Annotated in this window: 25 protein-coding genes; 6 read left to right on the top strand and 19 right to left on the bottom strand. The window is 38.7% G+C overall.

Annotated elements, in window-relative coordinates:
* Nucleotides 1-17 precede the first annotated feature (17 nt).
* From D8847_RS02935 to D8847_RS02915, 5 genes are all read right to left on the bottom strand, one after another.
* Complete coding sequence (locus tag D8847_RS02935; RefSeq protein ID WP_125840547.1) at nt 18-866, bottom strand: 3-hydroxybutyryl-CoA dehydrogenase; 849 nt, start codon at nt 864-866, stop codon at nt 18-20.
* An 80-nt stretch (nt 867-946) separates the two neighbouring features.
* A complete protein-coding gene (locus D8847_RS02930) occupies nt 947-2,155 on the bottom strand; it encodes an acyl-CoA dehydrogenase family protein (RefSeq protein ID WP_000201480.1) in 1,209 nt (402 codons plus the stop codon).
* Nucleotides 2,156-2,402: 247 nt separating this feature from the next.
* Nucleotides 2,403-2,951 (bottom strand): ribosome hibernation-promoting factor, HPF/YfiA family, encoded by a 549-nt coding sequence (gene hpf, locus D8847_RS02925; protein ID WP_000599116.1) that lies wholly within the window; start codon nt 2,949-2,951, stop codon nt 2,403-2,405.
* A gap of 79 nt (nt 2,952-3,030) precedes the next feature.
* Nucleotides 3,031-3,693 carry a ComF family protein gene (locus D8847_RS02920; protein WP_125840546.1) on the bottom strand — a complete coding sequence of 221 codons (663 nt, stop codon included), beginning with the start codon at nt 3,691-3,693 and terminating at the stop codon, nt 3,031-3,033.
* Complete coding sequence (locus D8847_RS02915) at nt 3,690-4,988, bottom strand: DEAD/DEAH box helicase (protein WP_125840545.1); 1,299 nt, start codon at nt 4,986-4,988, stop codon at nt 3,690-3,692. Before D8847_RS02915 ends, D8847_RS02920 begins: the two co-directional genes overlap by 4 nt.
* Nucleotides 4,989-5,044: 56 nt before the next feature.
* On the opposite strand from D8847_RS02915, the gene D8847_RS02910 reads away from it, so the two are divergent.
* The 3 genes from D8847_RS02910 to cysK all read left to right on the top strand — a co-directional run bounded on the left by D8847_RS02910 (nt 5,045) and on the right by cysK (nt 7,162).
* Entirely contained in the window at nt 5,045-5,680 is a 636-nt protein-coding gene (locus D8847_RS02910) for a YigZ family protein (RefSeq protein WP_125840544.1), read from the top strand.
* A gap of 15 nt (nt 5,681-5,695) precedes the next feature.
* Nucleotides 5,696-6,139, top strand: coding sequence for a PH domain-containing protein (locus D8847_RS02905; RefSeq protein ID WP_125840543.1), 444 nt, complete (start codon nt 5,696-5,698; stop codon nt 6,137-6,139).
* Between the two features lie 96 nt (nt 6,140-6,235).
* A complete protein-coding gene (gene cysK, locus D8847_RS02900) occupies nt 6,236-7,162 on the top strand; it encodes a cysteine synthase A (protein ID WP_125840542.1) in 927 nt (308 codons plus the stop codon).
* Nucleotides 7,163-7,255: 93 nt separating this feature from the next.
* Here the strand turns inward: cysK and tsf are convergent, their stop codons facing one another.
* From tsf to yfmF, 12 genes are all read right to left on the bottom strand, one after another.
* Complete coding sequence (gene tsf, locus D8847_RS02895) at nt 7,256-8,296, bottom strand: translation elongation factor Ts (RefSeq protein ID WP_000808088.1); 1,041 nt, start codon at nt 8,294-8,296, stop codon at nt 7,256-7,258.
* 78 nt (nt 8,297-8,374) lie between these two features.
* A complete protein-coding gene (rpsB, locus tag D8847_RS02890) occupies nt 8,375-9,154 on the bottom strand; it encodes a 30S ribosomal protein S2 (protein WP_000268477.1) in 780 nt (259 codons plus the stop codon).
* Nucleotides 9,155-9,378: 224 nt separating this feature from the next.
* Entirely contained in the window at nt 9,379-10,620 is a 1,242-nt protein-coding gene (pcsB, locus tag D8847_RS02885) for a peptidoglycan hydrolase PcsB (protein WP_125840541.1), read from the bottom strand.
* 93 nt (nt 10,621-10,713) lie between these two features.
* Entirely contained in the window at nt 10,714-11,208 is a 495-nt protein-coding gene (gene mreD / locus D8847_RS02880) for a rod shape-determining protein MreD (RefSeq protein WP_001237923.1), read from the bottom strand.
* 2 nt (nt 11,209-11,210) lie between these two features.
* Complete coding sequence (mreC, locus tag D8847_RS02875) at nt 11,211-12,026, bottom strand: rod shape-determining protein MreC (RefSeq protein WP_125840540.1); 816 nt, start codon at nt 12,024-12,026, stop codon at nt 11,211-11,213.
* A gap of 60 nt (nt 12,027-12,086) precedes the next feature.
* Complete coding sequence (locus tag D8847_RS02870) at nt 12,087-12,881, bottom strand: energy-coupling factor transporter transmembrane component T family protein (RefSeq protein WP_000377881.1); 795 nt, start codon at nt 12,879-12,881, stop codon at nt 12,087-12,089.
* On the bottom strand, nt 12,874-13,713 hold the full coding sequence (locus D8847_RS02865) for an energy-coupling factor transporter ATPase (protein ID WP_125840539.1): 840 nt from the start codon (nt 13,711-13,713) through the stop codon (nt 12,874-12,876). The genes D8847_RS02870 and D8847_RS02865 overlap by 8 nt, the downstream gene beginning before the upstream one ends.
* A complete protein-coding gene (locus tag D8847_RS02860; protein WP_125840538.1) occupies nt 13,698-14,525 on the bottom strand; it encodes an energy-coupling factor ABC transporter ATP-binding protein in 828 nt (275 codons plus the stop codon). The genes D8847_RS02865 and D8847_RS02860 overlap by 16 nt, the downstream gene beginning before the upstream one ends.
* Complete coding sequence (pgsA, locus tag D8847_RS02855; protein ID WP_125840537.1) at nt 14,522-15,067, bottom strand: CDP-diacylglycerol--glycerol-3-phosphate 3-phosphatidyltransferase; 546 nt, start codon at nt 15,065-15,067, stop codon at nt 14,522-14,524. Before pgsA ends, D8847_RS02860 begins: the two co-directional genes overlap by 4 nt.
* Before the next feature lie 10 nt (nt 15,068-15,077).
* Complete coding sequence (gene rodZ, locus D8847_RS02850) at nt 15,078-15,899, bottom strand: cytoskeleton protein RodZ (protein WP_185757907.1); 822 nt, start codon at nt 15,897-15,899, stop codon at nt 15,078-15,080.
* 35 nt (nt 15,900-15,934) lie between these two features.
* Nucleotides 15,935-17,218, bottom strand: coding sequence for an EF-P 5-aminopentanol modification-associated protein YfmH (gene yfmH, locus D8847_RS02845; protein WP_125840535.1), 1,284 nt, complete (start codon nt 17,216-17,218; stop codon nt 15,935-15,937).
* Nucleotides 17,215-18,465, bottom strand: coding sequence for an EF-P 5-aminopentanol modification-associated protein YfmF (gene yfmF, locus D8847_RS02840; protein WP_125840534.1), 1,251 nt, complete (start codon nt 18,463-18,465; stop codon nt 17,215-17,217). The genes yfmH and yfmF overlap by 4 nt, the downstream gene beginning before the upstream one ends.
* 160 nt (nt 18,466-18,625) lie before the next feature.
* On the opposite strand from yfmF, the gene yaaA reads away from it, so the two are divergent.
* Complete coding sequence (gene yaaA / locus D8847_RS02835) at nt 18,626-18,994, top strand: S4 domain-containing protein YaaA (RefSeq protein WP_125840533.1); 369 nt, start codon at nt 18,626-18,628, stop codon at nt 18,992-18,994.
* 2 nt (nt 18,995-18,996) lie between these two features.
* Complete coding sequence (recF, locus tag D8847_RS02830; protein WP_125840532.1) at nt 18,997-20,094, top strand: DNA replication/repair protein RecF; 1,098 nt, start codon at nt 18,997-18,999, stop codon at nt 20,092-20,094.
* A 52-nt stretch (nt 20,095-20,146) separates the two neighbouring features.
* Here recF and guaB read toward each other — a convergent pair whose 3' ends face one another.
* Entirely contained in the window at nt 20,147-21,625 is a 1,479-nt protein-coding gene (gene guaB / locus D8847_RS02825; RefSeq protein WP_125840531.1) for an IMP dehydrogenase, read from the bottom strand.
* 159 nt (nt 21,626-21,784) lie between these two features.
* Nucleotides 21,785-22,813, bottom strand: a complete 1,029-nt coding sequence (trpS, locus tag D8847_RS02820; protein WP_125840530.1) for a tryptophan--tRNA ligase — start codon at nt 22,811-22,813, stop codon at nt 21,785-21,787.
* Nucleotides 22,814-23,008: 195 nt separating this feature from the next.
* Between trpS and D8847_RS02815 the strand changes: the two genes are divergently transcribed.
* Nucleotides 23,009-24,631: an ATP-binding cassette domain-containing protein gene (locus D8847_RS02815; RefSeq protein WP_125840529.1), complete on the top strand. Its 1,623-nt coding sequence runs from the start codon at nt 23,009-23,011 to the stop codon at nt 24,629-24,631.
* Nucleotides 24,632-24,661: the final 30 nt, after the last annotated feature.

The following is a 24,661-nucleotide window of genomic DNA, read 5'->3' as shown; positions in this document are numbered from 1 at the left end:
ACTACCTCCATCAGTGTCTAGTAAGTAAAGAAGCCTTCTTTTGTCTTCCGTCCCAATTTTCCTGCTTCGACCATTTTCTTAAGAAGAGGGGCAGGACGGTATTTTTGATCACCAAACCCTTGGTTTAGGACGCCCATAATAGCCAAACAAACATCCAATCCAATCAAGTCAGCAAGAGCCAAAGGTCCAATAGGATGATTTGCACCAAGTTTCATCGCTTCATCGATTTCCTCGGCACTAGCCACTCCTTCACCTAGAATGTAAATGGCTTCATTGATCATAGGAATCAAAATTCTGTTCACAACAAAACCATAAGAATCTTTAACATCAACTGGTGTTTTACCAATTTTCACTGTCAATTCACGAACCGCCTGAACCACTTCTTCTGAAGTCTGCAAGGCCTTAATAACCTCTACAAGTTTCATGATTGGGGCAGGATTAAAGAAGTGCATTCCAATCACGCGCTCCTGATGTTTAGTAGCAGCAGCTATATCCGTGATTGACAAAGAGGATGTGTTTGATGCTAAGATAGTTTTAGGATCTGTCAATTCATCCAATTGTTTGAAAATATTCAACTTAATCTCACGGTTCTCAGTTGCAGCTTCAATCACCAATTGGACTTGTTTCGCATCTTCATATGAAATAGATGGAAGCAAATTGGCCAATACCTGATCCTTCTCATCCGCAGACATCCGTCCTTTTTCAACTGAACGTTCCAATTGTTTTGTGATATTATTTAAGCCTCTTTGAACAAATTCTTCTTTAATATCATTTAAGTAAACTGTAAAACCAGCCTGAGCAAATACTTGAGCAATTCCGCTTCCCATTTGACCAGAACCAATAATCATCACCTTAGATATCATTATTTTCTCCTTCTTATTTTACAAAAATCCATTGCATGAAGCAAGGACGATTGAACAGAAATCCTTCAATCGCCCTTCTGACATTAAACAAAGGCACCTAGTCCAGTAATCTCACGACCAACAATCAAGGCATTCACTTCGTGTGAACCTTCATAGGTATAGATTGATTCAGCATCTGCAAAGAAACGAGCAACGTCTGTCTCAAGTGTAATACCATTACCTCCGCAAGTTTCACGAGCAAGGGCAACTGTTTCGCGCATCACCAAGGAATTGTGCATCTTAGCAAGAGCAGAGTTAAGCATCAATTCATTCCCTTTCTCTTGCATCTCAGCAATACGAGTTGAATAAGCAATAACTGCTACAGCATTTGCTTGCATACGAGCCAATTTTTCTTGAACGATTTGGAATTTGGCAATTGGACGTTTGAACTGTTCACGATCTTTAGCATATTTAAGAGCTGCAACATATGATCCACAAGTCACTCCCATAGCAATGTGAGCAACGTCCGCACGAGTGAAGGTCAAGATACGGGCTACATCACCAAAACCATTGATATTTACCAAACGGTCTGAATCTGGAACCTCTACATTCTTCATGGTAATATGGCCATTGCGGACACAACGAAGAGCAATTTTGTGTGGGATTGGTTCTGCATGATATCCAGGAGCCCCCTTACGAACGATAAAGCATTTTACCTTGCCATCCGCAACATCACGAGCAAATACAGGAACAACATCCGCAGTATCTGAACCACCAATCCAGCGTTTTTCACCATTTAGAATCCACTTGTCTCCAACACGTTCTGCAGTCGTTGCAAGTCCTCCAGCAATATCAGAACCTGAAAGAGGTTCAGTTAAAGCGAAGCAACCTTGCCAATCAAATGCAGCTAGTTTCGGAAGAAATTCTTTTTGTTGACGCTCATCACCACCCAAGAGAATTGTGTTGTAGCAAAGTCCGCCATGAACTGTATAGAATGTTGCCATAGAAGCATCGAAGCGAGCAAGTTCAAGATACAAGAAAGCAATATAAAGTTCAGATGGTTTCCAGCTACCTTCACGTCCTTCAAACAATTTTGGATTGTTCATAATTTGAGCGCCCTTAGCCACAGCATAGAATTCTTCAAAAGGAAAATCAGGTTTTTCCCAGTATTCATTAATAACCGGACGGAGATGTTTCTCAATCAAACGGCGAGTTTCTTGTAAAACCTCTGCTTCTCCCAAAGTTAGACCATCCGCATAGTGAAAAAGGTCTTCAGGATATAGTTCGCGTAAAATTTCTTCTTTTGTTGCCATAGTCATGACTCCTTTAATTGTTATAAGAGCGCTTACATTTTTGTATTCGCTATTTGTTGACAACCCCATTCTATCCCTTAGGGTATTATTTTGTCTACTTAATAAATATAAACACCCCTATAAGTTCAGATTATAGGGGCCGATTCTGACTATTTTATCAAGGATTTCCTCGTTTTTCTACTTACTTATAGGCACAAGAAAAAGTGGTTTACAAATCAGTAAACCACTCTTATTAGTTATTTCAATTTTATGATTCTTTTACTTCGAGCAAACCAACTTCACCATCTTCACGGCGATACAAAACATTTGTTGTTTGATCTTCTACATCTACATAGATAAAGAAATCATGTCCCAATAAATCCATTTGAAGAAGCGCTTCTTCTAAATCCATTGGCTTCAAATCAATTTGTTTTGAACGAACGACTTTGGGTTGCACAACATCTGCATCTTCAACTAGGGCATCTGTAAAGAGTTGACTTGTCGCAACTTTATTTTTATTCTTACGTTCGATTTTAGTTTTATTTTTACGAATCTGACGTTCAATTTTATCTGTTACAAGATCGATAGAACCATACATATCTTGAGAAACATCTTCTGCACGAAGAGTAATAGATCCAAGTGGAATCGTTACTTCAACTTTTGCTGTTTTTTCACGGTAAACTTTCAAATTCACACGTGCATCCAACTCTTGCTCAGGTTGAAAATACTTTTCGATCTTTTCGAGTTTAGAAACTACATAATCACGAATCGCTTCTGTTACTTCTAGGTTTTCACCACGGATACTATATTTAATCATATAAGTACCTTCTTTCTAAACATTTTTGTTTTTCTAACCATATTATAGCGCTTTCATTTTCATTTTGCAACTTTTTTCCTCATCTTACAAGGGAAAAAGTTTTAACATCCAGAGCACCTGCTTCTTCCAAAAGTCGTTTCACACGATTCACAGTTGCCCCTGTTGTATAGATGTCATCAATCAGCAAAATCTTCTTAGGAAGTGCAATTCCATCTTTAATAAAAAATGGAATTTCAGTAGCTAACCTTTCCAAACGGCTTTTAGAAGAACTAGCCCTCTCTTCTCTTTTTCCTAATATATCTTTAAAAGAAAAGCCTGCCGCTTCGACCAAACCTTCAACCTGGTTAAAACCCCTCTCAAGTAATCTTTTAGGACTTAGGGGAATTACAACAAATTGATAACCTCTATACTGTTTCAGCTCCTCAGCAAGAACGGAAGCAAAAACTTTTCTAAGCAAAAAATCGCCATCAAACTTATATTGACTGAAAAAGTCTTTCATAGCTTGATTATAGGTAAAGATTGCCTTATGATTAACCTGCACTCCTTCTTTACACCAAAGTTTACAATCTTGACACTGAGTTGACACCCCTGTTTTCATACAGTTTGGACAATATTTCTCACCAATCTTCTCAAAACTAGAAGCACAAGCTAAGCAAAGATAACTGCAGTCGTCCTTCAAAAGGAAGAGACTACTAAAAGTCAGCTCACACTTGGTAGTCTGTCCACATAATAAACAGTTCATAAACCTGCCTCCATGTTCATCTGCTTGATTTCCTTGATTGCCTTTTTGATGGAAGTATTTAATCCATCATGAAAGAAGAGCAACTCACCAGTTGGTCTGTCCATACTACGCCCAACTCGCCCACCAATCTGAATCAAGCTAGACTTGGTAAAAAGGCGATGATTGGCCTCTACTACGAAAACATCCACACAAGGGAAGGTAACCCCGCGTTCCAATATTGTTGTACTGATCAGTATTGTCAGTTCTCCATCTCGAAAAGCTTGCACTTGCTCTAATCGATTTTCTGTGACAGAAGATACAAAACCGATATTCTCATCTGGGAAATACACCTGTAGTATTTCTTTTAGTTTTTCTCCTTTCTTAATCTCTGATGCAAAAATCAGTAAGGGATAACCTGTTCTTCTCTGCCTCTCAATATAAGTCTTTAACTTGGTTGACAATTGATTTTTCTCTAAACAGCGATTAAAATCTGATAGCCAGACTGGCTTAGGAATAATCAAAGGATTTCCATGAAACCGTCTCGGCAAGCTTAATCGTTTTAATTCTCCTGTGCGAACATTCCTATCTAACTCATCTGTAGAAGTTGCTGTAAGGAATATCCTCACTCCATCCTCCTTTACACTATTCTTTACAGCATAGTAAAGCATAGAGTTGTCAACATAAGGAAAGGCATCTACCTCATCCACTATCAGCAAATCAAAAGCATGATAAAATTTTAATAACTGATGAGTCGTTGCAACTACTAGGGGAGTTCGAAAATAGGGCTCTGATTCGCCATGGAGTAGTGCTATATCGCAAGCAAAGTCATTCTGCAGTCGCTTATACAGTTCTAAACACACATCAATTCTAGGACTGGCCAAACAAACTGCACCTCCATCATCAATCACTTTAGCTACAACTTGATAGATCATCTCTGTCTTTCCAGCTCCTGTCACAGCATGAACTAAAGTCGGTTCTTTCTTTTCGACTGCTCGAATCAACCCCTCTGATACCTTCTCCTGAAAAGGGGTTAACTGACCACACCATTTGAGAACATCTTGCTTAGGAAAATCTTCCTGCGGAAAATAGTACAAAGCTTGATCACTCCTGACTCGCTTCATCAGCAAACACTCCCTACAATAGTAGGCACCAATAGGCAAATACCATTCTTCTAGAATCGAACTATTACAACGTTGACAAAACAGTTTCCCCTTCTCTTTTCTCATTGCTGGCAGTTTCACTGCAACCTGTCGTTCTTCTTCAGTTAATTCTTTCTCAGTAAACAAGCGACCGAGGTAATTTGGATTTACTTTCATACTTCTTTATTCGTAAAAATATAGCGCTTTAGGTAATTTTTTAGTACAATTAAATCATGGAATTTAGAACTATTAAAGAGGATGGACAGGTCCAAGAAGAAATCAAAAAATCGCGCTTTATCTGTCATGTCAAGCGTGTTTATAGCGAAGAAGAGGCTCGTGACTTCATCACTACCATCAAAAAAGAACACTATAAAGCCACCCATAACTGCTCTGCTTTTATTATAGGGGAACGCAGTGAAATCAAGCGTACGAGTGATGATGGGGAGCCTAGTGGTACTGCCGGAGTCCCTATGCTGGGTGTCTTAGAAAATCATAATCTTACCAATGTCTGTGTGGTAGTGACACGCTACTTTGGTGGCATCAAACTAGGTGCTGGTGGTTTGATTCGTGCTTATGCAGGTAGTGTGGCCTTGGCTGTCAAAGAAATTGGCATTATTGAAATCAAAGAACAGGCTGGTATAGCCATTCAGATGTCTTACGCTCAGTATCAAGAATATGGCAATTTCCTTAGAGAGCATCATCTCATGGAGCTAGATACAAACTTTACAGATCAAATTGCTACAATGATCTATGTTGATAAGGAAGAGAAAGAAAAGATCAAGTCTGATCTTGTAGAGTTTTTTAATGGAAAGGTTACTTTAACAGATCAAGGTTTACGAGAAGTTGAAGTTCCTGTAAACTTAGTGTAAACAAAGGAGAAATACATGGCGTTTGGAAAATTTATTCAAGGACTTGCTGGTAACTTCAGCGAGCAAAACAAAGAAGCTCTTATCAAAGAATATGGTCAATACCTACTAGAGAATGAAGAAATCCAAAGTGGGTATAAGCTCATTCGTGACGCAATCATCTTTACAAATATTCGTATCATCTTTACAGATAAGCAAGGTGCCACTGGTCGCAAGGTATCTGTTAAGTCACTCTTTTTGATGAACATTGTAAACGTTGAAATGGAAACTGCTGGAACAGGTATAGATGATAGTGAGATTACGATCACTTATTTAGAAAATGTCTTTCTAAAAGCACATAATGAGCATCTGAGTTTCCATAAATTTGAATTCCCTAAAAAAACAGACATCCTCCCTCTTTACACCTATTTATTAGAATTGGCTTATCACAATCGATTAAAAATTAATAGTTTAGACCTTTGATATAAAAAAATCCTATCACTTTGATAGGATTTCTATATTTTACAAATAGCCTTGAGCGCGTTATACTAGTATCATCTTATACAAAGAGGTATATCTATGACTATTTATAATAATATCACTGAACTTATTGGACAAACACCGATTGTTAAACTCAACAACATTGTTCCAGAGGATGCTGCAGACGTCTATGTTAAACTAGAAGCCTTTAACCCAGGATCTTCAGTCAAAGACCGTATTGCCCTTAGCATGATTGAAAAAGCGGAACAAGATGGTATTCTAAAACCGGGTGCTACTATTGTTGAAGCAACGAGTGGAAACACTGGTATCGGTCTTTCATGGGTAGGTGCTGCTAAAGGATATAAAGTTGTTATCGTCATGCCTGAAACGATGAGCGTGGAACGACGTAAGATTATCCAAGCCTATGGTGCTGAACTCGTCCTCACTCCTGGTAGCGAAGGAATGAAAGGGGCTATTGCCAAAGCCCAAGAAATCGCAGCTGAACGCGGTGGTTTCCTTCCTCTACAATTTAACAATCCAGCTAATCCTGAAGTACACGAAAGAACAACAGGAGCTGAAATACTAGCTGCTTTCGGTTCTGATGGACTAGATGCTTTTGTAGGTGGTGTTGGCACCGGTGGAACGATCTCAGGTGTTTCTCACGCTCTTAAAGCAGCAAATTCAAACATTCAAGTTTATGCAGTTGAGGCAGACGAGTCGGCTATCTTGTCTGGTGAAAAACCAGGACCTCACAAAATTCAAGGTATCTCAGCTGGATTTATTCCTGAAACACTTGATACAAAGGCCTATGATGGTATCGTCCGCGTAACATCAGATGATGCTCTAGCACTCGGACGTGAAATTGGTGGAAAAGAAGGCTTCCTTGTTGGGATTTCTTCAGCTGCAGCAATTTACGGGGCAATTGAAGTTGCCAAAAAATTAGGTACAGGGAAGAAAGTCCTTGCTTTAGCACCAGATAACGGCGAACGTTATTTGTCTACAGCACTCTATGAATTTGAAGTGTAAACAAAAAGCCCTTATTAAAGGGCTTTTTGTTTACACATACAGAATCTACTCTCTAGACCAAAAGAAAAAGGAAGCAAGTTGCTTCCTTTTCTATTAGTTATTCAATGCTGCTGCCATTGTAGCTGCAACTTCAGCTTCAAAATCATTTGCAGCTTTTTCGATACCTTCACCAACTTCAAAGCGAGCGAACTCAACTACTGAAGCGTTAACTGAATCAAGGTAGGCTTCAACCGTCTTGCTGTCATCCATGATGTATACTTGTGCAAGAAGTGTGTATGCTTGGTCAACTTTAGTGTTGTCAAGCATGAAGCGATCCATTTTACCTGGGATGATTTTGTCCCAGATTTTTTCCGGTTTGCCTTCTGCAACCAATTCAGCTTTGATATCTTCTTCAGCTTGAGCAATCACTTCATCAGTCAATTGAGCTTTTGATCCATATTTCAAGTGTGGAAGAGCTGGTTTACCAACCATTGCACGGCTATCATTATCTTGGTCAATCACGTGGTTCAATTGTGCCAACTCATCTTTAACGAACTGCTCATCCAATTCTTTGTAAGAAAGAACTGTTGGTTTCATCGCAGCAATGTGCATTGAGATTTGTTTAGCAAGCGCTTCGTCTCCACCTTCAATAACAGAGATAACACCAATTCGACCACCATTGTGTTGGTATGCTCCAAAGTGTTGCGCATCTGTTTTTTCAAGCAAAGCAAAACGACGGAATGAGATTTTTTCACCGATTGTAGCTGTTGCAGATACATAGGCTGCTTCAAGAGTTTCACCTGAAGGCATTGTCAAAGCAAGTGCTTCTTCGTTATTAGCTGGTTTACCTTCAGCAATTACTTTAGCTGTTGCATTTACCAACTCAACGAATTGAGCATTTTTTGCAACGAAGTCAGTTTCAGCATTTACTTCAACTACTGCTGCAACGTTACCGTTAACAAATACACCAGTCAAACCTTCAGCTGCAACACGGTCAGCTTTCTTAGCTGCCTTAGCCATACCTTTTTCGCGAAGCAATTCGATTGCTTTTTCGATATCACCTTCAACTTCAACCAATGCTTTCTTAGCGTCCATAACACCAGCACCAGATTTTTCACGCAACTCTTTAACAAGTTTAGCTGTAATTTCTGCCATTTTGATTCTCCTATATTTTTTAAAAATAGGAGAGCCGGGCTAAGCCCCGCCCTCCTAGGTAATGATTACTTATTTGAATTAAGCGTTGTCGCCTTCTACAACTTCAACGATTTCTTCGATTGAGTCTGCTTGAGCTTCTGAAGCTGCAAATTCAGCTTCAACTGCTGTTGCGTCTTCGCCTTGACGTCCTTCGATGATAGCGTCAGCCAATTTAGCTGTAATCAATTTAACCGCGCGGATAGCGTCATCGTTAGCTGGGATGATTACATCGATATCGTCTGGATCAGTGTTTGTGTCAACCATCGCTACAACTGGGATTCCCAATTTTTTAGCTTCTTTAACAGCGATTTGTTCTTTATGTGGGTCAACTACGTACATTACATCTGGGATACGAGGCATGTCTTCGATACCACCCAAGAATTTTTCAAGACGTGCACGTTGTTTGTTAAGAAGTGCAACTTCTTTCTTAGGAAGAACATCAAAGATTCCTTCTTCTTCCATACGTTTGATTTCTTTCAAACGAGCGATACGTTTTTGGATAGTTCCCCAGTTAGTAAGAGTTCCACCCAACCAACGGTGGTTGATGTAGTATTGACCTGAACGTTCTGCTTCTTCTTTAACAGCATCAGCCGCTTGTTTTTTAGTACCAACGAACAATACAACTGCATCATTAGCTGCCGCATCACGCATGAAGTCGTATGCTTGGTCAGCGTATTTTACAGTTTGTTGCAAGTCGATAACGTGGATTCCGTTACGCTCAGTGAAGATGTACTTAGCCATCTTAGGATTCCAGCGACGAGTTTGGTGACCAAAGTGTACACCAGCCTCAAGAAGTTGTTTCATTGAAATTACTGCCATGAGTATTTCTCCTTTTTGTTTTTTTCCTCTTCTCAATTTCAACTTGCAAAACGACCCGAGGGCAACAGTTTCACAATTCATCAAGAATGAGTATTATCGTTTACACGACAAGTTTCATTCTACCACATTTTAGCCATATTTTCAAGTGATTTTGATAGATTTCGGTCTTGCTTTCGATAAAAAATAATAAAAGAGACTCAAATCGAGCCTCTTCGTTTCATTCATTAGTTTGGATAAATGTAAGTAACATAACCTTCAGATGTTGTAGTTGGGTTAAACCATCCACGTTTGTTACCGATTGTACGATCTCCACCATAGTTTGATTCTGATACTTGAATGCTAGTTGATGATGAAACAGCTGTAACAACCGCTACGTGTCCATATCCACCGTCATTCCAACATGCAATCGCACCAACTTGTGGTGTTGAGCCTGTACGGAATCCTGCAGCAGCTGCACTTGTAGCCCACTGTGCTCCGTTACCCCAGTAATCTCCGGCCCAAGGTGCTAATGTTTTAGCTCCCCAAGTACATTCACCAGTTGGATAACTTGAAGCATTTGTACTGTATGTTGGACGCTGTCTAGTAGGAGTAGGTGCTGGAGTAGGTGCTGGAGTAGGTGCTGGAGTGTAGCTTGAGTCCTCGTCGTCAGATGCTGATGCTGACGCTGATGTAGATGTTGCTTGCACTTGAGCTGAGAAACTTGTGTTTCCAGAAGCAACAACTGATTGTTGTTGACTTGTTTGACGTGCTTTATAAGCTGCCTCTGCTTCAGCTGCTGCCTTCGCTTCTGCCTCTGCTGCTGCTTTTTGTTCCAACAAGGTAGCTTTCTCGCCTTCTGCAGTAGCTTTCTCTGCAGCAAGGTTCAACTCAGCAACTTTTAACTCCGCCTGTTTTGTTGTCAATGTTTGTGCATCGTCAGCAAGCGTTTGTTGGTTCGCAATTACAGTATTGATTGCTTCATTATTTGCAACTTGTTTTTCTGAGATTGATTTTTTATCAGCTTTTTGTTGCTCTAACATTTTGTTGTTAGCCGACACAATCTCGCTCATAGCCGCAACACGGGAAATAGCTTCTGTAATTGATTTTGAATTTACAATTGTATTGATATAGCTAGTTGCAGCACCGTTTGTTTGTGCGCTACGTGCTTGTTTTTCCAAAGATTCATTACGAGCAACAATGTTCTTAGAGAGCTCTGTAATTTCTCCTTCAAGTTTTTTAGATTCCGCTTGTAGTGTTTCATTTTCAGCTTGCAAGTTTGTTTGCTGTGTTTGAATAGCTGTAACTTGCGTTTGGATTTCATCTACCTGTTTTTGAGCTTCTTTTTGTTGAGCTGTCAAGTCACTAATCTTACTATCTTGAGCAGCAATTTTTTCATCAGTTGTTTCAGCGTGAACAGTTGTTAACACCGACACTTGAGACACTAATACTGTACTTAATAAAAGTGACGCTAAGATTTTTTTCTTCATATTGTGTAGATACTCCTTCTATTTAAGACATTACTAGTATACCAAAAAAAGACATAATAAATATTACGCCTTTGTTACATTTTTATTTCTTTCTTATAGATAATATTTTTCAAAAATATACTGGAAAATCACCATCCACAAAAAGTTTAAAATCATTGATGGGACAAGACTGTAGACAATGAAAACTGGCATTGATTCTACTGTCAGTCCCATAGCAAGGGCCAGGAGATAACTACCCATATCAAATAGGAAGCTCATCACAACTATTGTTAACATTCTCGTCCAACGGTTCAACAAAGTCACACTATTAAACTTGTGAAGTGAGGCACCTATCAAGATAAATAAAAGTGTCGCAATTCCTATCAAGTGGAAAAAATAGATATCGTACACCAAACCTGCTATACAGCAATAAGCTAGATAGAAGTATTCTGATACCTCAATTGTCTCAAACAAGAGAAATAAAAACAGGAAATGACTGGCTAAGTGAAAATGTGGATAAAAGGATTCTACTAATTGACCAATATGTGCATCAATTAGCACAAGAAAAGGAAGTAAAAAGAAAATACCAACTTGTTTTAACAGTCTCATTGTTAATTCCCCACTAGCTCTACCACATGAAGATCTTTAGTATCAGCACTTAACTTTACTGTTACCTCTCGTGTTAGATAATCACTGCTATGAGTTGTAGCAACAACCTCTCCAACAGGAATATCCTTAACATTAAAGTTTCCAAGCCCCCCTGTAGTCACCCTATCTCCAGCACTAATGTCGCTGTTACTGTTTAATTGACTAATTTTAAGAAGTTCGGTTTCTTTGTCATAACCAACGATAATTCCGTAAATTTCAGTAGAACCATGCAAGATTTTAACGGAAATTTTATCCGAATTTTCGGTATTTGTCAACAGGTTGACAGTCGTTGAATGATCCTCCACTTTTGAAACACTGCCAATCAAGCCCCCATTTGCAATGGCCAACATATTTTCAGAAGCACCCTTTGAACTTCCTGCATCTATCGTTAACTCTTGCTTCCAAAATACCGGTGAGCGCGTAACCACATCTGCTGCTATGTTTTTTGTAGCCTGCAATTTTGACTTCATATCCAGCAACTGACGTAGTTGTTCATTTTCAGTTTTTAAACTTTCTAATTGATTAGACTCCACTTCTAGTTTGTAGAGTTGCTTTTTTAAGCTTTCATTTTCATTATAAGTCTGCGTCAAATGGTCCAAATCCGATTTGAAATCGTCAAACCACTGAAAGGGTTTTTTGACAATTCTATCCACTAAAGAAATCCCATCTCCTAGTTTCGTCACAATAGTGCTTGAATAGGTTGTCACTAATAGTACAGAAACTGCCAGAACTGTGACAAAAACGATGATTAGATATTTTGATTTTTTAAAACGGTTCATATTCCTACCTTTATACTAAAAATCTGCTACAGTGAGCTTCTTATCAATCCTACAAACCTGCTAAGATTTTAAGAAAAATAAGAAACATCCCAGTACCAAAATCACAAGAATTGCCAGTGTATCCTTTTGACTCCATCTCAACTGTCTATACTGGCTTCTACCCTTTCCTCCCTGATAACCACGCGCTTCCATGGCTATTGCCAATGAATCTGCACGCTTTAAGCTCGTAGCAAACAGAGGAATTAAAATTGGAATCATAGCCTTTACTTTTTGAACGATGCTACCTTCGCCAAAGTCAACTCCACGAGCTTTTTGAGCATTCATAATTCTCGTCGTATCATCCATCAAGGTTGGAACAAAACGCAAACTCATTGATAACATGAGACCAATTTCATGAACGGGAACTTTCACGCGTTTCAGAGGTGCTAAAAGAGCTTCAACTGCGGCTGCCAGGCTCAAAGGCATGGTCGTTAAGGTTAGCAAGGTTGAAAAGAAAATAATCAACACAAAACGACAGAAAATAATCCCAGCTTGCTGCAAAGCATAATCCGTTATTCTTATAAAAGAAAACTCAAATAAGACATTTCCACTTGAAATGAAAAAGAGCTGAAATAGAGTCGTAAAAGCAATCAAGAAAAACATGGATTTTAATCCCTGAACAAAAAATGAGAGGGAAACGCCCGACAAAGCGATAAATATACCTGTTGCTATAAACAAAATGAGATTGGTGAGAGGATTATTGGCCCAAAATACAATCAAAATTAACAGGATCATAGCAAGCAATTTACTACGTGGATCCAAGCGATGAATGATGGAATCCCCCGGTATATAACGCCCTAAAATCATACTATCCATTTAGCGACTCCTTAAACTCCTCTATCTTGATTGGCAGTTTTTTAAAAGCTACACCTCTATCTGCCAAACGTTTACAAAAGGCTGTGATTTTAGGCACACCTAACTGCACTTTTTCCATAGAGGGTACATCTTGGAAAACTTCGCTCGGTTTACCACTTTTGACTAAACGCCCCTTTTCCATAACATAGACCTGATCAGCATACGTAGCTACGTCATCCATTAAATGCGTTACCAGAACGATTGTCATTCCAGAAAGGTGGAGTTTTTTAAACAAGGTCATCAATTCTTTTCTGCCCAGAGGATCTAGCCCTGCTGTTGGCTCATCCAAAACTAAGACAGTTGGCTCCATGGCTAGCATACCTGCTATAGCCACACGTCTCATTTGGCCACCCGAAAGTTCAAAAGGACTGCGCTCAAAGAGTGACTCATCGATGCCTACCAAGGCTAACTTTTCACGCGCAATTTTCTTGGCCTCTTCCTCAGAAACTCCAAAATTTTGCGGTCCAAATGCAACATCTTTCAAAACAGTCTCTTCAAAAATCTGATTTTCAGCAAATTGAAACACTAGACCAACCTGCTTTCGAATCTGACGAATTTCTTTATTGGTTGATGTAGGGGTAATGACGGTATCGAAAACTCGAACAGAACCCTTACTTGGTACCAATAGGCCATTTAAAAGCTGTAAAATCGTTGATTTCCCACTACCTGTGTGCCCTACTAAAGCTGTATAGGAACCGTCCTCAATCGTCAAAGAAACATCAGTCAAGGCTGATGAAGATAGGGGAGTCCCCTCTTGATAGGTAAAGCTCACATTTTCTAGAGTAATTCCCATAGCTTGTCCTCTAGCTCTCCTTCTGTCAAATAACCATCCGGCAACTGATAACCAGTCTCTCTCAAAGATTCTTTCAATTGATTAGCAAAAGGCTCATCTAACCCTATCTGGTCAAGGTCAGCCCGAGAAAAAAGTTCTCTTGAGCTGCTGGTTGACTCCACTTGGCCTTTTTTCATGACCAAGACACGGTCACTCATCGCAACTTCTTCTAAGTCATGTGTAATGGAGACGACTGTCATCTGATGGTCTTTTCGAATCTCTTGAACTGTCTGAATCAGTTCTCGTCGTCCCTCAGGATCCAACATACTTGTAGCCTCATCCAGAATTAGAATAGCTGGCCTCAAGGCAATAACTCCTGCAATGGCCACCCGCTGTTTTTGTCCACCAGATAAACGAGCTGGTTCTCTCTTCTTAAAGTCCAGCATCCCTACCAACTCCAAAGAATCAGCCACTCTCTTCTTCATTTCTTCTCGAGGAAGTCCCTGATTTTCTAAGCCAAAGGCGACATCATCTTCAACAGTTGCCCCCACAAATTGGTTATCTGGATTTTGAAAAACCATACCAATTTGACGGCGTAAGTCCCAAACATTCTCAGAGGACAGCAATTGCCCATCTATCCAGATTTCCCCAGACTCTGCTTCAAGCAATCCATCAATCAAACGGATAGTTGTCGATTTCCCACTCCCATTATGACCTACAATCGAAAGCCATTCCCCCCGTTTCACGTGAAACGAGACATTATTAACATCATAATGATCCTGATCTTCCTTGTAACGAAAAGACAGATTTTTTACTTCAATAATCGATTTCATTTCGAACCAAATGTCCCTTTGAATACATGAGCGCTACCCTTGAAATAATCATAGCCAGAGTAGATAGTGAAAAACAAAGCGATATAAAGCAACAGCTGACCAATTAAATTCCAATGTAAGAGCAAAAAGATAATGGCAAACATCTGACTAAAGGTCTTGATTTTCCCTGGCATCGCTGCCGCAAGAACTGTTCCTCCCGTCTCAACGAGCAACAAACGCAAGCCTGTCACCGCAAGTTCACGACAGATGATAATAGCAACAACCCAAGCTGGAGCCATACCCAACTCAATCAACATGATAAAAGCTGACATAACCAACAGCTTATCCGCCATTGGATCTGCAAACTTTCCAAAGTTGCTAACCACATTCCATTTACGAGCAAGGTAACCATCGAGATAATCCGTTATACTAGCAACTGAAAAGATAATCGCTGCCAGCAGGTGGCCACCTTGTGAATGGTCCAAAGTCAAAATAAGAATAAAGAGAGGTATAAAGAGAATTCTACCAATTGTTAATACATTAGGAATTTGTTCTTTTTTCATTGCTTTTTCCTTAATCTGTAGTAAATGTAAGTGTTACAGTTCCAGTCTGAGTTGTCAGCTTCGAAGTATCAATCGTTTGATTGTCCACAGTCACAGTAACTCCCTTTACCACACCCAAAGTAATAGTTACAGAATCTTTCGTTGAAACTGTTGTTTTTGCATTCTTATTGTCTGCGGATAGTGTCACACCACCTTCCAACTCACTTCCCGAAACACTAACCCAGCTAGTCGTATCTGAAACTGCCAGCTGAACAGTAGCTGTTTCCTTACTCGTTTTATAGAGAGCTTCAATGCGGTTTCCTTCGCCTGACACTGTAATAGTTGATTCCGTAGTAAAAGATGAGCTAGACGTCTGACTACTAGAAGATGAACTAGATGAGGTTGTGGAACTAGTTGAGCTCACAACACTATAAATAGCTGAAGAAGAACTTGGCTGAGTTTGGATGTAGTTCCAAACATAGTAAGTCACAAAAATTAAAATCGACAAAGCAAATAGAACGAAATAAAACAAGGGGAGATAAGACGTTTTTTTCTTATTTGATCGTCTGCGACCAGACAAGTCTTCTTCATCGACATCTACCTCTTCATAAGTGATCATACTACCTGAATCATAGGCATCCAAAACAATTCTTTCATCCAACTCTACTGCCCAGGCATATTTTCTTAAAAAAGAACGAGCGTAGAAGGTGCTAGGAAGTTGATCGAAATCATCCGCCTCCATAGCTTCTAGAAAATGCAACTGAATTTCAGTTTTTTCCTGCAATTCTTCTAAACTCAATCCCTGGTTAATTCTAGCTAAACGTAGAACCTCGCCAATTGTTTTTTTTCTCATACGTACCATTCCTTCTTTCTAGTATTAGTCATCTTTTAAGCTGGAAAGATTGTAAAATCAACTAGATCACCATTATCAATCAAACGATGTCCAGCTTCTAGAACATCCTCCAAAGTAATTTCCTGTAAAATTTTCGGAAAATCAAAAATTGTTTCTCCGCGATCCATCGGATCGTATTGAGTTGCAATAAATTCCAAGGAGTTCATACTACTGAAAAATTCTCCAAACATCTCACTCTTAACAAGATCGAGATGCTCCTCAGTAATATCTGCATCACTACTAAACTGACGAATCGCTTTCCGAAATTGGTGCGACAAAGAAACAGGTTCCTTGGTATCCATCGTCAATATCACAAAATGAAAGCGACTATTTACCTCAACCTCTAGTGACAATGACGCATCTAACTTCCCTGTCTCATACAACCTTTGAAAACGGTCAGAAGTCCAACCAAACATCATCGTAAATAGCAATTTCAATAAAATATTGTAACGATAAGACTCCTCTTCCGTTATTTGACCAGTTCCTCTAATAGCAACAGCAAGTTTGGGTGAAGAAACTTCCATCCGAAGGCTATCTGTTTGCTTCACAGGCTGCAAGGNTAGTTTCTCTTTTGTAACTGTAAACTGTTCTAAAGTCTTCTTTTCCTTTTTCGAAAAGTATTTCTCTACAACTTTTACATCAATATTTCCAACTAAAAACAATGACATGTTGACAGGTTTGTAAAACTCTGTAAAGTTCTCTTTTAAATTTGAAACTTGAATCTCAGAAATTGATTTTTCACTTCCAACAATATCTGTTGCTAGAGGAGTATCAGGATAAAGGTTGGCTAATGTTGCAAAAAACAAGCGTGAGTCTGGATCGTCTTGATACATTTCTCGTTCTTGCTGGATAATATCCTGTTCTCTCAAAACAGACTCTTCTGTAAAATGAACATCTCCGACTAACTCATTTAGCAAATCTAAATTCTCTAATAGATGGTCAATTGTTGAAAAAAGATAGCTGGTCTTAGTAAAGCTTGTAAAGGCATTACTGTCTGCACCTAATCGAGTAAAAGCTGCCATCATATCCTCAGAATTTTCTCTTTCAAACAATTTATGTTCAAGAAAATGTGCAATTCCTGCTGGATGATGACGTAAACCTTTGTCTAAACTTGTATAAGTTGCATCTACGGAACCAAATTGAACCGTTACAATCCCATAAACCTCATTGAAGTCTTGTTTAGGGAGTAAAGAAACTGTCAATCCATTTGACAATTGTGTTTTGTAGACTGTTTCCTTTACAGCAGGATAGTATTTTTCTTCAAAAATAGCCTTTGTCATTCTACTCCTTCCATAAAGTAAATTGCTTGTAACTTCAAACTGTTGGCAGCTTTACATACCGCTTCTTTATCAACACTCTCTAATTTTGCCACCAATCGATCCATATCAAAGCTTGATTTCCCCAATAGAACATTCAAATAGACTCTTTCAACCAGGGTCTGTTGATTATCTTGAGCAATTAATAAAGATCTTCGAATCATCTCCTTGGTTTGTTCAAGTTCAAAATCTGTAAAGTTGCCCTTTTTCAGATCTAGCAATTGATGATTCATCATTTTTCTAGCTTGATTTCGATTTTCTCTATCAATACCCGCATACATCCTTAACAGACCACTAAACAAATTCAATTGACTAGAGACTGTATAGGCTATTCCAGCATTTTCACGAACGTTTGTAAAAAGTTTCGAATGTGCAAATTCACCCAACAAACCATTCATAACAAGCATGGGCAAATGCTCATCATCGCCATATTTTATAGAAGAATGATAGCCTAATTCCAAAATTGATTGCCCAACATTCCTCTGAACCATTCCCTCTCGTAGGACATTCGAATAAGACTGCTGGTACTGGATGGCAACATCACTCTTTCTAGCTGTAAAGGGTAATGACTTCAGCGATTCTGTAATTTCTACTTCATTAAAATCACCTAAGAAAAAGAAATCTATTCGATCATTTTTCAGAGCATCTTGAAAGCAGGTGTAGCTACTTTCCGGAGACTCATTTGAAATGCTATTTCGTAAATCACTGTATCTCAATTGAAGACGCTCATCATGGAAGAACAAGCTATCCAACTCCTTATGAGCAAAATAAAATGAATCATCCATATCAGTAGCTAAACTAGCCAATAACTGTTTTCTTTCAATTTCAAATAAGGCTGGCTCAAAAGCACCATCTTGAACTAAGGGAGCAAATAAAGTCTGTTTGACCAATTCCAAAATTCGAGAAATCAAGACATTCTTTTTACTTAAAAAATCATCCTGCACATAGGTAAATGTTAAGTCAAGAATATGCGCCTGTCCTCTACGATAAGCACTCGTAGAAATATCTGTTCCATACAAACTTGCCAAGTATCTGCGAAATGCTTGTGATGTGGGATAAGCTTGATTTGCCGTCTCCAACATACTCGCGCTCAACATGCGCCCTGCTATTGTCTCAAGAGATAAGGGAGCAGTAAAACGAATAGTGATTTTATTTGTTTTAAACTTTTTGGATTGAACAAAATGTGCTGAAATTCCAGGCACTAATTCCATACCTTACCTCCTTACATATAGAGTTCTATTATACCACGAAAATCAAAATTTTTCTTGTTCTCTTTATAGCTTTAAAGAGTAAAACCGTTTTCATTTCAGCTAACTTTCCTTCAGCTATTTCAAGGAAAATATGGTATAATACCAAAGATTGAGGTGAATTATGGAATACAAATTATTTGAAGAATTTATTACGCTCCAAGCCCTCCTAAAAGAGCTTGGAATTATACACAGCGGTGGCGCTATCAAATCCTTTCTAATGGAGCATCAAGTTTACTTTAATGGTGAGTTAGAAAGTAGACGTGGGAAAAAAATCCGTATTGGAGATACGATTGACATTCCTGATTTAAAGATTGACATCACCTTGACACAACCAAGTTTAAAAGAGCAAGAAGAGTATCAAGCAGATAAGATTGAGAAAGAACGAATTGCTAAACTTGTCAAAGAGATGAATAAAGGTGTCAAGAAAGAAAAACAAAAAACTTCTTCATCACCTAAAACCAAACAAGTTCCACGTTTTCCAGGAATATAACCATGTGGCTCCAACATTTAACAATTAAAACCTTTCGAAACTATAAAGAGGCAAAAATTGATTTCAATCCAAAATTAAATGTCTTTCTAGGTCAAAATGCACAAGGAAAAACCAATATTCTAGAAGCAATCTATTTCTTAGCCTTGACACGTAGTCATCGGACTCGTACAGATAAAAATCTCATTCATTTTGATAACGAGCAACTCCATCTTTCTGGCTTGCTACAGAAAAAAACAGGTTCTATTCCTCTAGAAATTGATTTAACGTCAAAAGGGCGTGTGACTAAAGTCAATCACTTAAAGCAAGCTCGCCTCTCAGACTACATCGGACATATGAATGTGGTCCTCTTTGCACCTGAAGATCTCCAGTTAATTAAAGGGGCCCCCTCTGTTCGTCGAAAATTTATAGACATTGAACTGGGACAAATTAAACCAATCTACTTGTCAGACTTGTCAAACTATAACCATATACTCAAGCAGAGAAATACTTACCTAAAATCCAGCCAGAAGATTGACGAAACATTTCTGTCAGTCTTAGATGATCAGTTAGTAGAGTATGGTTGTCGCGTCATAAAGCATCGGATAAAATTCATTAAAGAGTTAGAGAAATTTGGTCAAAAAAAACACTTAGAAATTTCAAATCAATTAGAAGAGTTGTCAATATTTTATCAATCATCTGTCAACCTCACTGATGAAGAGCAGCTAACGAATTCTTTTAAAATGGCTTTAGATAAAAGTAGATCAAGAGACTTGTTTAAAAAGAATACTGGAGTTGGCCCTCATCGAGATGATATTTCTTTTTATATCAATGGTATGGATGCTAGTTTTGGAAGCCAAGGTCAACATCGCAGCCTTGTTCTTTCTATCAAACTGGCAGAAATTGAGCTAATGGAAAGTATTACCAATGAGTCTCCAATACTACTGCTTGATGATGTTATGAGCGAACTTGACAATACACGGCAACTAAAATTACTAGAAACCATTTCTCAATCTATCCAAACCTTTATTACAACAACAAGTTTAGACCACTTACAAAACTTGCCAGAAAACCTTAGTATTTTCAATATTCAAAACGGTAAAATTTCTGTAAATCAAAATTGACAACACTGTAAACAAAAAGAACTCCTGAAAATCAGGAGTTCTTTTTTACTACTTACATAGAGTAGTTTGGTGCTTCATTAGTGATTTGTACATCATGAGGATGACTTTCTTTTAGACCAGCCCCAGACATTTCAATAAATTGAGCGTTGTCGTGTAATTCTTTAAGGTTAGCTGCACCACAGTAACCCATACCAGAGCGAATACCACCAATCATTTGGAAGACAATATCAGCTGCTGCGCCTTTATAGGCAACACGTCCTTCAATTCCTTCTGGAACAAGTTTGTTTGCTTCATTGACAGAACCTTGGAAGTAACGGTCACTTGAACCTTTCTTCATTGCAGCGATGGATCCCATACCACGGTAAGTTTTAAACTTACGTCCTTGGAAGATTTCCGTTTCACCTGGTGCTTCGTCTGTTCCAGCGAACATTGATCCAAGCATAACCGCATTTCCACCTGCAGCAAGGGCTTTTACAATATCTCCAGAATACTTGATTCCACCATCAGCAATGATTGTTTTACCATATTCACGCGCAACAGCTGCTGCATCATAGATTGCTGTCACTTGTGGGACACCAACCCCTGCAATCACACGAGTAGTACAGATAGAACCTGGTCCAATACCGACTTTGACAACATCTACACCCGCATCATAAAGAGCACGCGCACCTTCTGCGGTCGCAATATTACCCGCAATCAAAGTGCGGTCTGGGAAGTGAGCACGAATTTCAGCAATTTTACGTAGAACACCAGCAGAGTGACCATGGGCAGTATCAATAACAATTGCGTCAGCTCCTGCTTCAAAAAGGGCTTCGGCGCGTTCAAATGTATCTGAAGTGACACCCACCGCTCCAGCAACTAGAAGACGACCAAACTCATCTTTTGCTGCATTAGGAAATTCAATCACTTTTTCAATATCTTTAATAGTAATCAAACCAGAAAGGCGACCTTCTTCATCAACCAAAGGAAGTTTTTCAATACGGTGTTCTTGAAGAATATTTTCAGCTGTTGCAAGATCCGTACCAACAGGAGCAGTAACAAGATTTTCACTGGTCATGTGGTTTGAGATTGGCTGATTGTAATCTGAAATAAAGCGAAGATCTCGGTTTGTTAGAATACCAACTAATTTACGATTTTCAAGTGTCTCCACAACCGGAACACCACTGATACGGTAACGTCCCATCAGTTCATCTGCTTCAGCAATCGTGTGTTCTGGAGTCAAGAAGAATGGATCAATAATAACACCATTTTCAGAACGTTTTACCTTGCGAACTTCATCTGCCTGTTGCGCAATAGACATGTTTTTATGGATTACTCCAAGACCACCCGCACGAGCAATGGCAATAGCCATTTGACTTTCTGTGACTGTATCCATGGCGGCTGTTATAATTGGGATATTTAAAGTCAGATTATCTGCCAATTTTGTTGTTAAATCTGCATCATTAGGCAACACATGACTTTCTGCTGGAATGAGCAATACATCATCAAAGGTAAAACCTTTTTTAAAAAATTTAGTATCCCAATTAGACATTGAAGTTTCCTCTTTTCTTTCTTTTTGAGCTTGACTCTTTTTGTATTGTATCTATCATACCATTCTATGAAAATTTGTCAATTATATTTATGGTAGAAATCATAAAAAAACTATCCCTGTGATCCTATGGAAGAGATAGTTTTACGATTCATATTTTATCTATAATTTAAAATAATTTAGTCCCATTGCTCCCTTAACTTCAGATAGAGTTTGCCCCGCAACCTCACGCGCTTTCTCACTACCTTTTTGAAGCATATTGTACACTTCTCCCATATCCTTAGCAAATTCGATACGGCGCTCACGAATAGGACCAAGTTCGCGTTCTAATATTTCAAGTAGATAACGTTTCGTCTTCACATCACCAAGACCACCACGTTGATAATGTTCTTTCATATCCGCAATTTCTTGAGCATCTTCTGGACGACCAAACACATCTAGATAATGGAAAACCATGTTTCCTTCAATCTTACCTGGATCCTCAACCCGAATGTGGTCTGGATCAGTATACATGCTCATGACTTTTTTACGCAAAGTATCCGCATCATCTGCTAGATAAATACCATTATTAAGGGATTTAGACATTTTAGCATTTCCATCTAAACCTGGCAAACGCCCTGCTCTCTCATTTTCTGGATAAATACCTTCTGGTTCCACTAAGACATCACAGTTATATTCGTTGTTAAAAGAACGAACAATCTCGCGAGTCTGCTCAATCATTGGTTTCTGATCTGTACCAACAGGAACATAATTAGCCTTGAAGGCAGTAATATCTGCTGCTTGCGCAATCGGATAAACCAAAAATCCTGTCGGAATACTTTCTCCAAATCCTTTTTGAGCAATCTCTGTTTTTACTGTCGGATTACGCTCCAAACGAGCTAGTGACACCAAATTCATATAGTACATAGACAGCTCAGCCAACTCTGGAATCTGGCTTTGAATAAAGATAGTTGATTTACTTGGATCTAATCCAACTGCCAAGTAATCTAAGGCAACATTCCCAATCGATTCTACAATCGTTTGAGGGTCTTTGGCGTGATCTGTCAATGCTTGTTGGTCCGCCAAAAAAACAAACATCTCATACTTGTCTTCTTCCTGCAGTAATACTCTATTTTTTAGACTCCCAACATAATGTCCAATATGCAGTTTCCCTGTTGGGCGATCTCCTGTTAAAATAATGGGTTTCGTCATTTTTTTCTCCTTCGAAATGGTCTCTTCAATTATAGCATTTTTTTGTTAAAATAACAGAAAATTATTTAAATCAAACAACTAACTCATTGTAAATAAAACTGTAAACTTAATTGACATAAAATTGACAAACAAAAATTTGAATATTTCTCTCTTTTCTAGTAGAATAAATGTATTACATATTATAGGAGAAAAACATTGCTTACAGTATCTGATGTTTCACTACGTTTTAGTGATCGCAAACTTTTTGATGATGTCAATATCAAATTTACAGAAGGAAATACATACGGATTAATTGGTGCTAATGGTGCTGGGAAGTCTACATTCTTAAAAATCCTAGCTGGTGATATCGAGCCAACAACTGGTCACGTCTCTCTTGGTCCAGATGAACGTCTCTCTGTTCTCCGTCAAAATCATTTTGACTATGAAGATGAGCGAGTTATTGATGTTGTCATAATGGGAAATGAAAAACTTTACAACATTATGAAAGAAAAAGATGCCATTTACATGAAGGAAGATTTTTCCGATGAAGATGGTGTTCGTGCAGCCGAACTCGAAGGTGAATTTGCTGAACTTGGAGGTTGGGAAGCAGAAAGTGAAGCGTCTCAACTACTTCAAAACCTAAATATTCCAGAAGAGTTGCACTATCAAAACATGAGCGAATTGGCCAATGGTGAAAAAGTGAAAGTTCTCCTTGCTAAAGCCCTATTTGGCAAACCAGATGTTCTTCTCTTGGACGAGCCAACCAACGGTCTGGATATTCAATCCATTACTTGGCTAGAAGACTTCTTGATTGACTTTGATAACACCGTTATCGTTGTATCCCATGACCGCCACTTCTTAAACAAAGTATGTACTCATATGGCCGACCTTGACTTTGGAAAAATCAAACTCTATGTCGGAAACTACGACTTCTGGAAGGAATCTTCTGAGCTTGCTGCTAAATTGTTAGCAGACCGTAATGCCAAAGCGGAAGAAAAAATTAAGCAATTGCAAGAATTCGTTGCTCGATTCTCTGCCAACGCTTCTAAGTCAAGACAAGCAACGTCTCGTAAAAAAATGCTTGACAAGATTGAATTAGAAGAGATTGTACCATCTAGTCGTAAATATCCATTTATCAACTTTAAATCAGAACGTGAGATTGGCAATGATCTCTTGACAGTAGAAAATCTAACTGTAAAGATTGATGGTGAAACTATCCTGGACAATATTAGTTTCATCTTGCGTCCAGGTGATAAGACAGCTCTTATTGGACAAAATGACATCCAAACGACTGCATTAATTCGTGCAATTATGGGTGACATCGACTATGAAGGAACTGTCAAGTGGGGAGTTACTACTAGCCGTTCTTACTTGCCAAAAGACAACTCAGCTGATTTTGCAGGAGGAGAGTCAATCCTTGACTGGTTGCGTCAATTTGCAAGTAAAGAAGAAGATGACAATACCTTCCTACGTGGTTTCCTCGGTCGTATGCTCTTTTCTGGAGATGAGGTTAACAAACCTGTAAACGTCTTATCAGGGGGAGAAAAAGTGCGTGTCATGCTTTCAAAACTCATGCTCTTGAAATCAAATGTCCTTGTACTTGATGATCCAACAAATCACTTGGATTTGGAATCTATCTCAAGCTTGAACGATGGATTGAAAAACTTTAAAGAATCAATCATCTTTGCCAGTCATGACCACGAGTTTATCCAAACTTTGGCAAACCATATCATTGTTTTGTCTAAGAATGGCGTCATTGATCGTATCGATGAAACCTATGATGAATTCCTAGAAAATGCAGAAGTACAAGCAAAAGTTAAAGAACTTTGGAAAGACTAAATAAGACTTCAAACCTCAGTTGGGGTAACC

The sequence above is a fragment of the Streptococcus mitis genome (assembly GCF_003942795.1).
GTDB classification, from domain to species: domain Bacteria; phylum Bacillota; class Bacilli; order Lactobacillales; family Streptococcaceae; genus Streptococcus; species Streptococcus mitis_BJ.
Note: the sequence above shows the minus strand (reverse complement) of the source record. Positions and strands in the feature narration are given on the sequence as shown.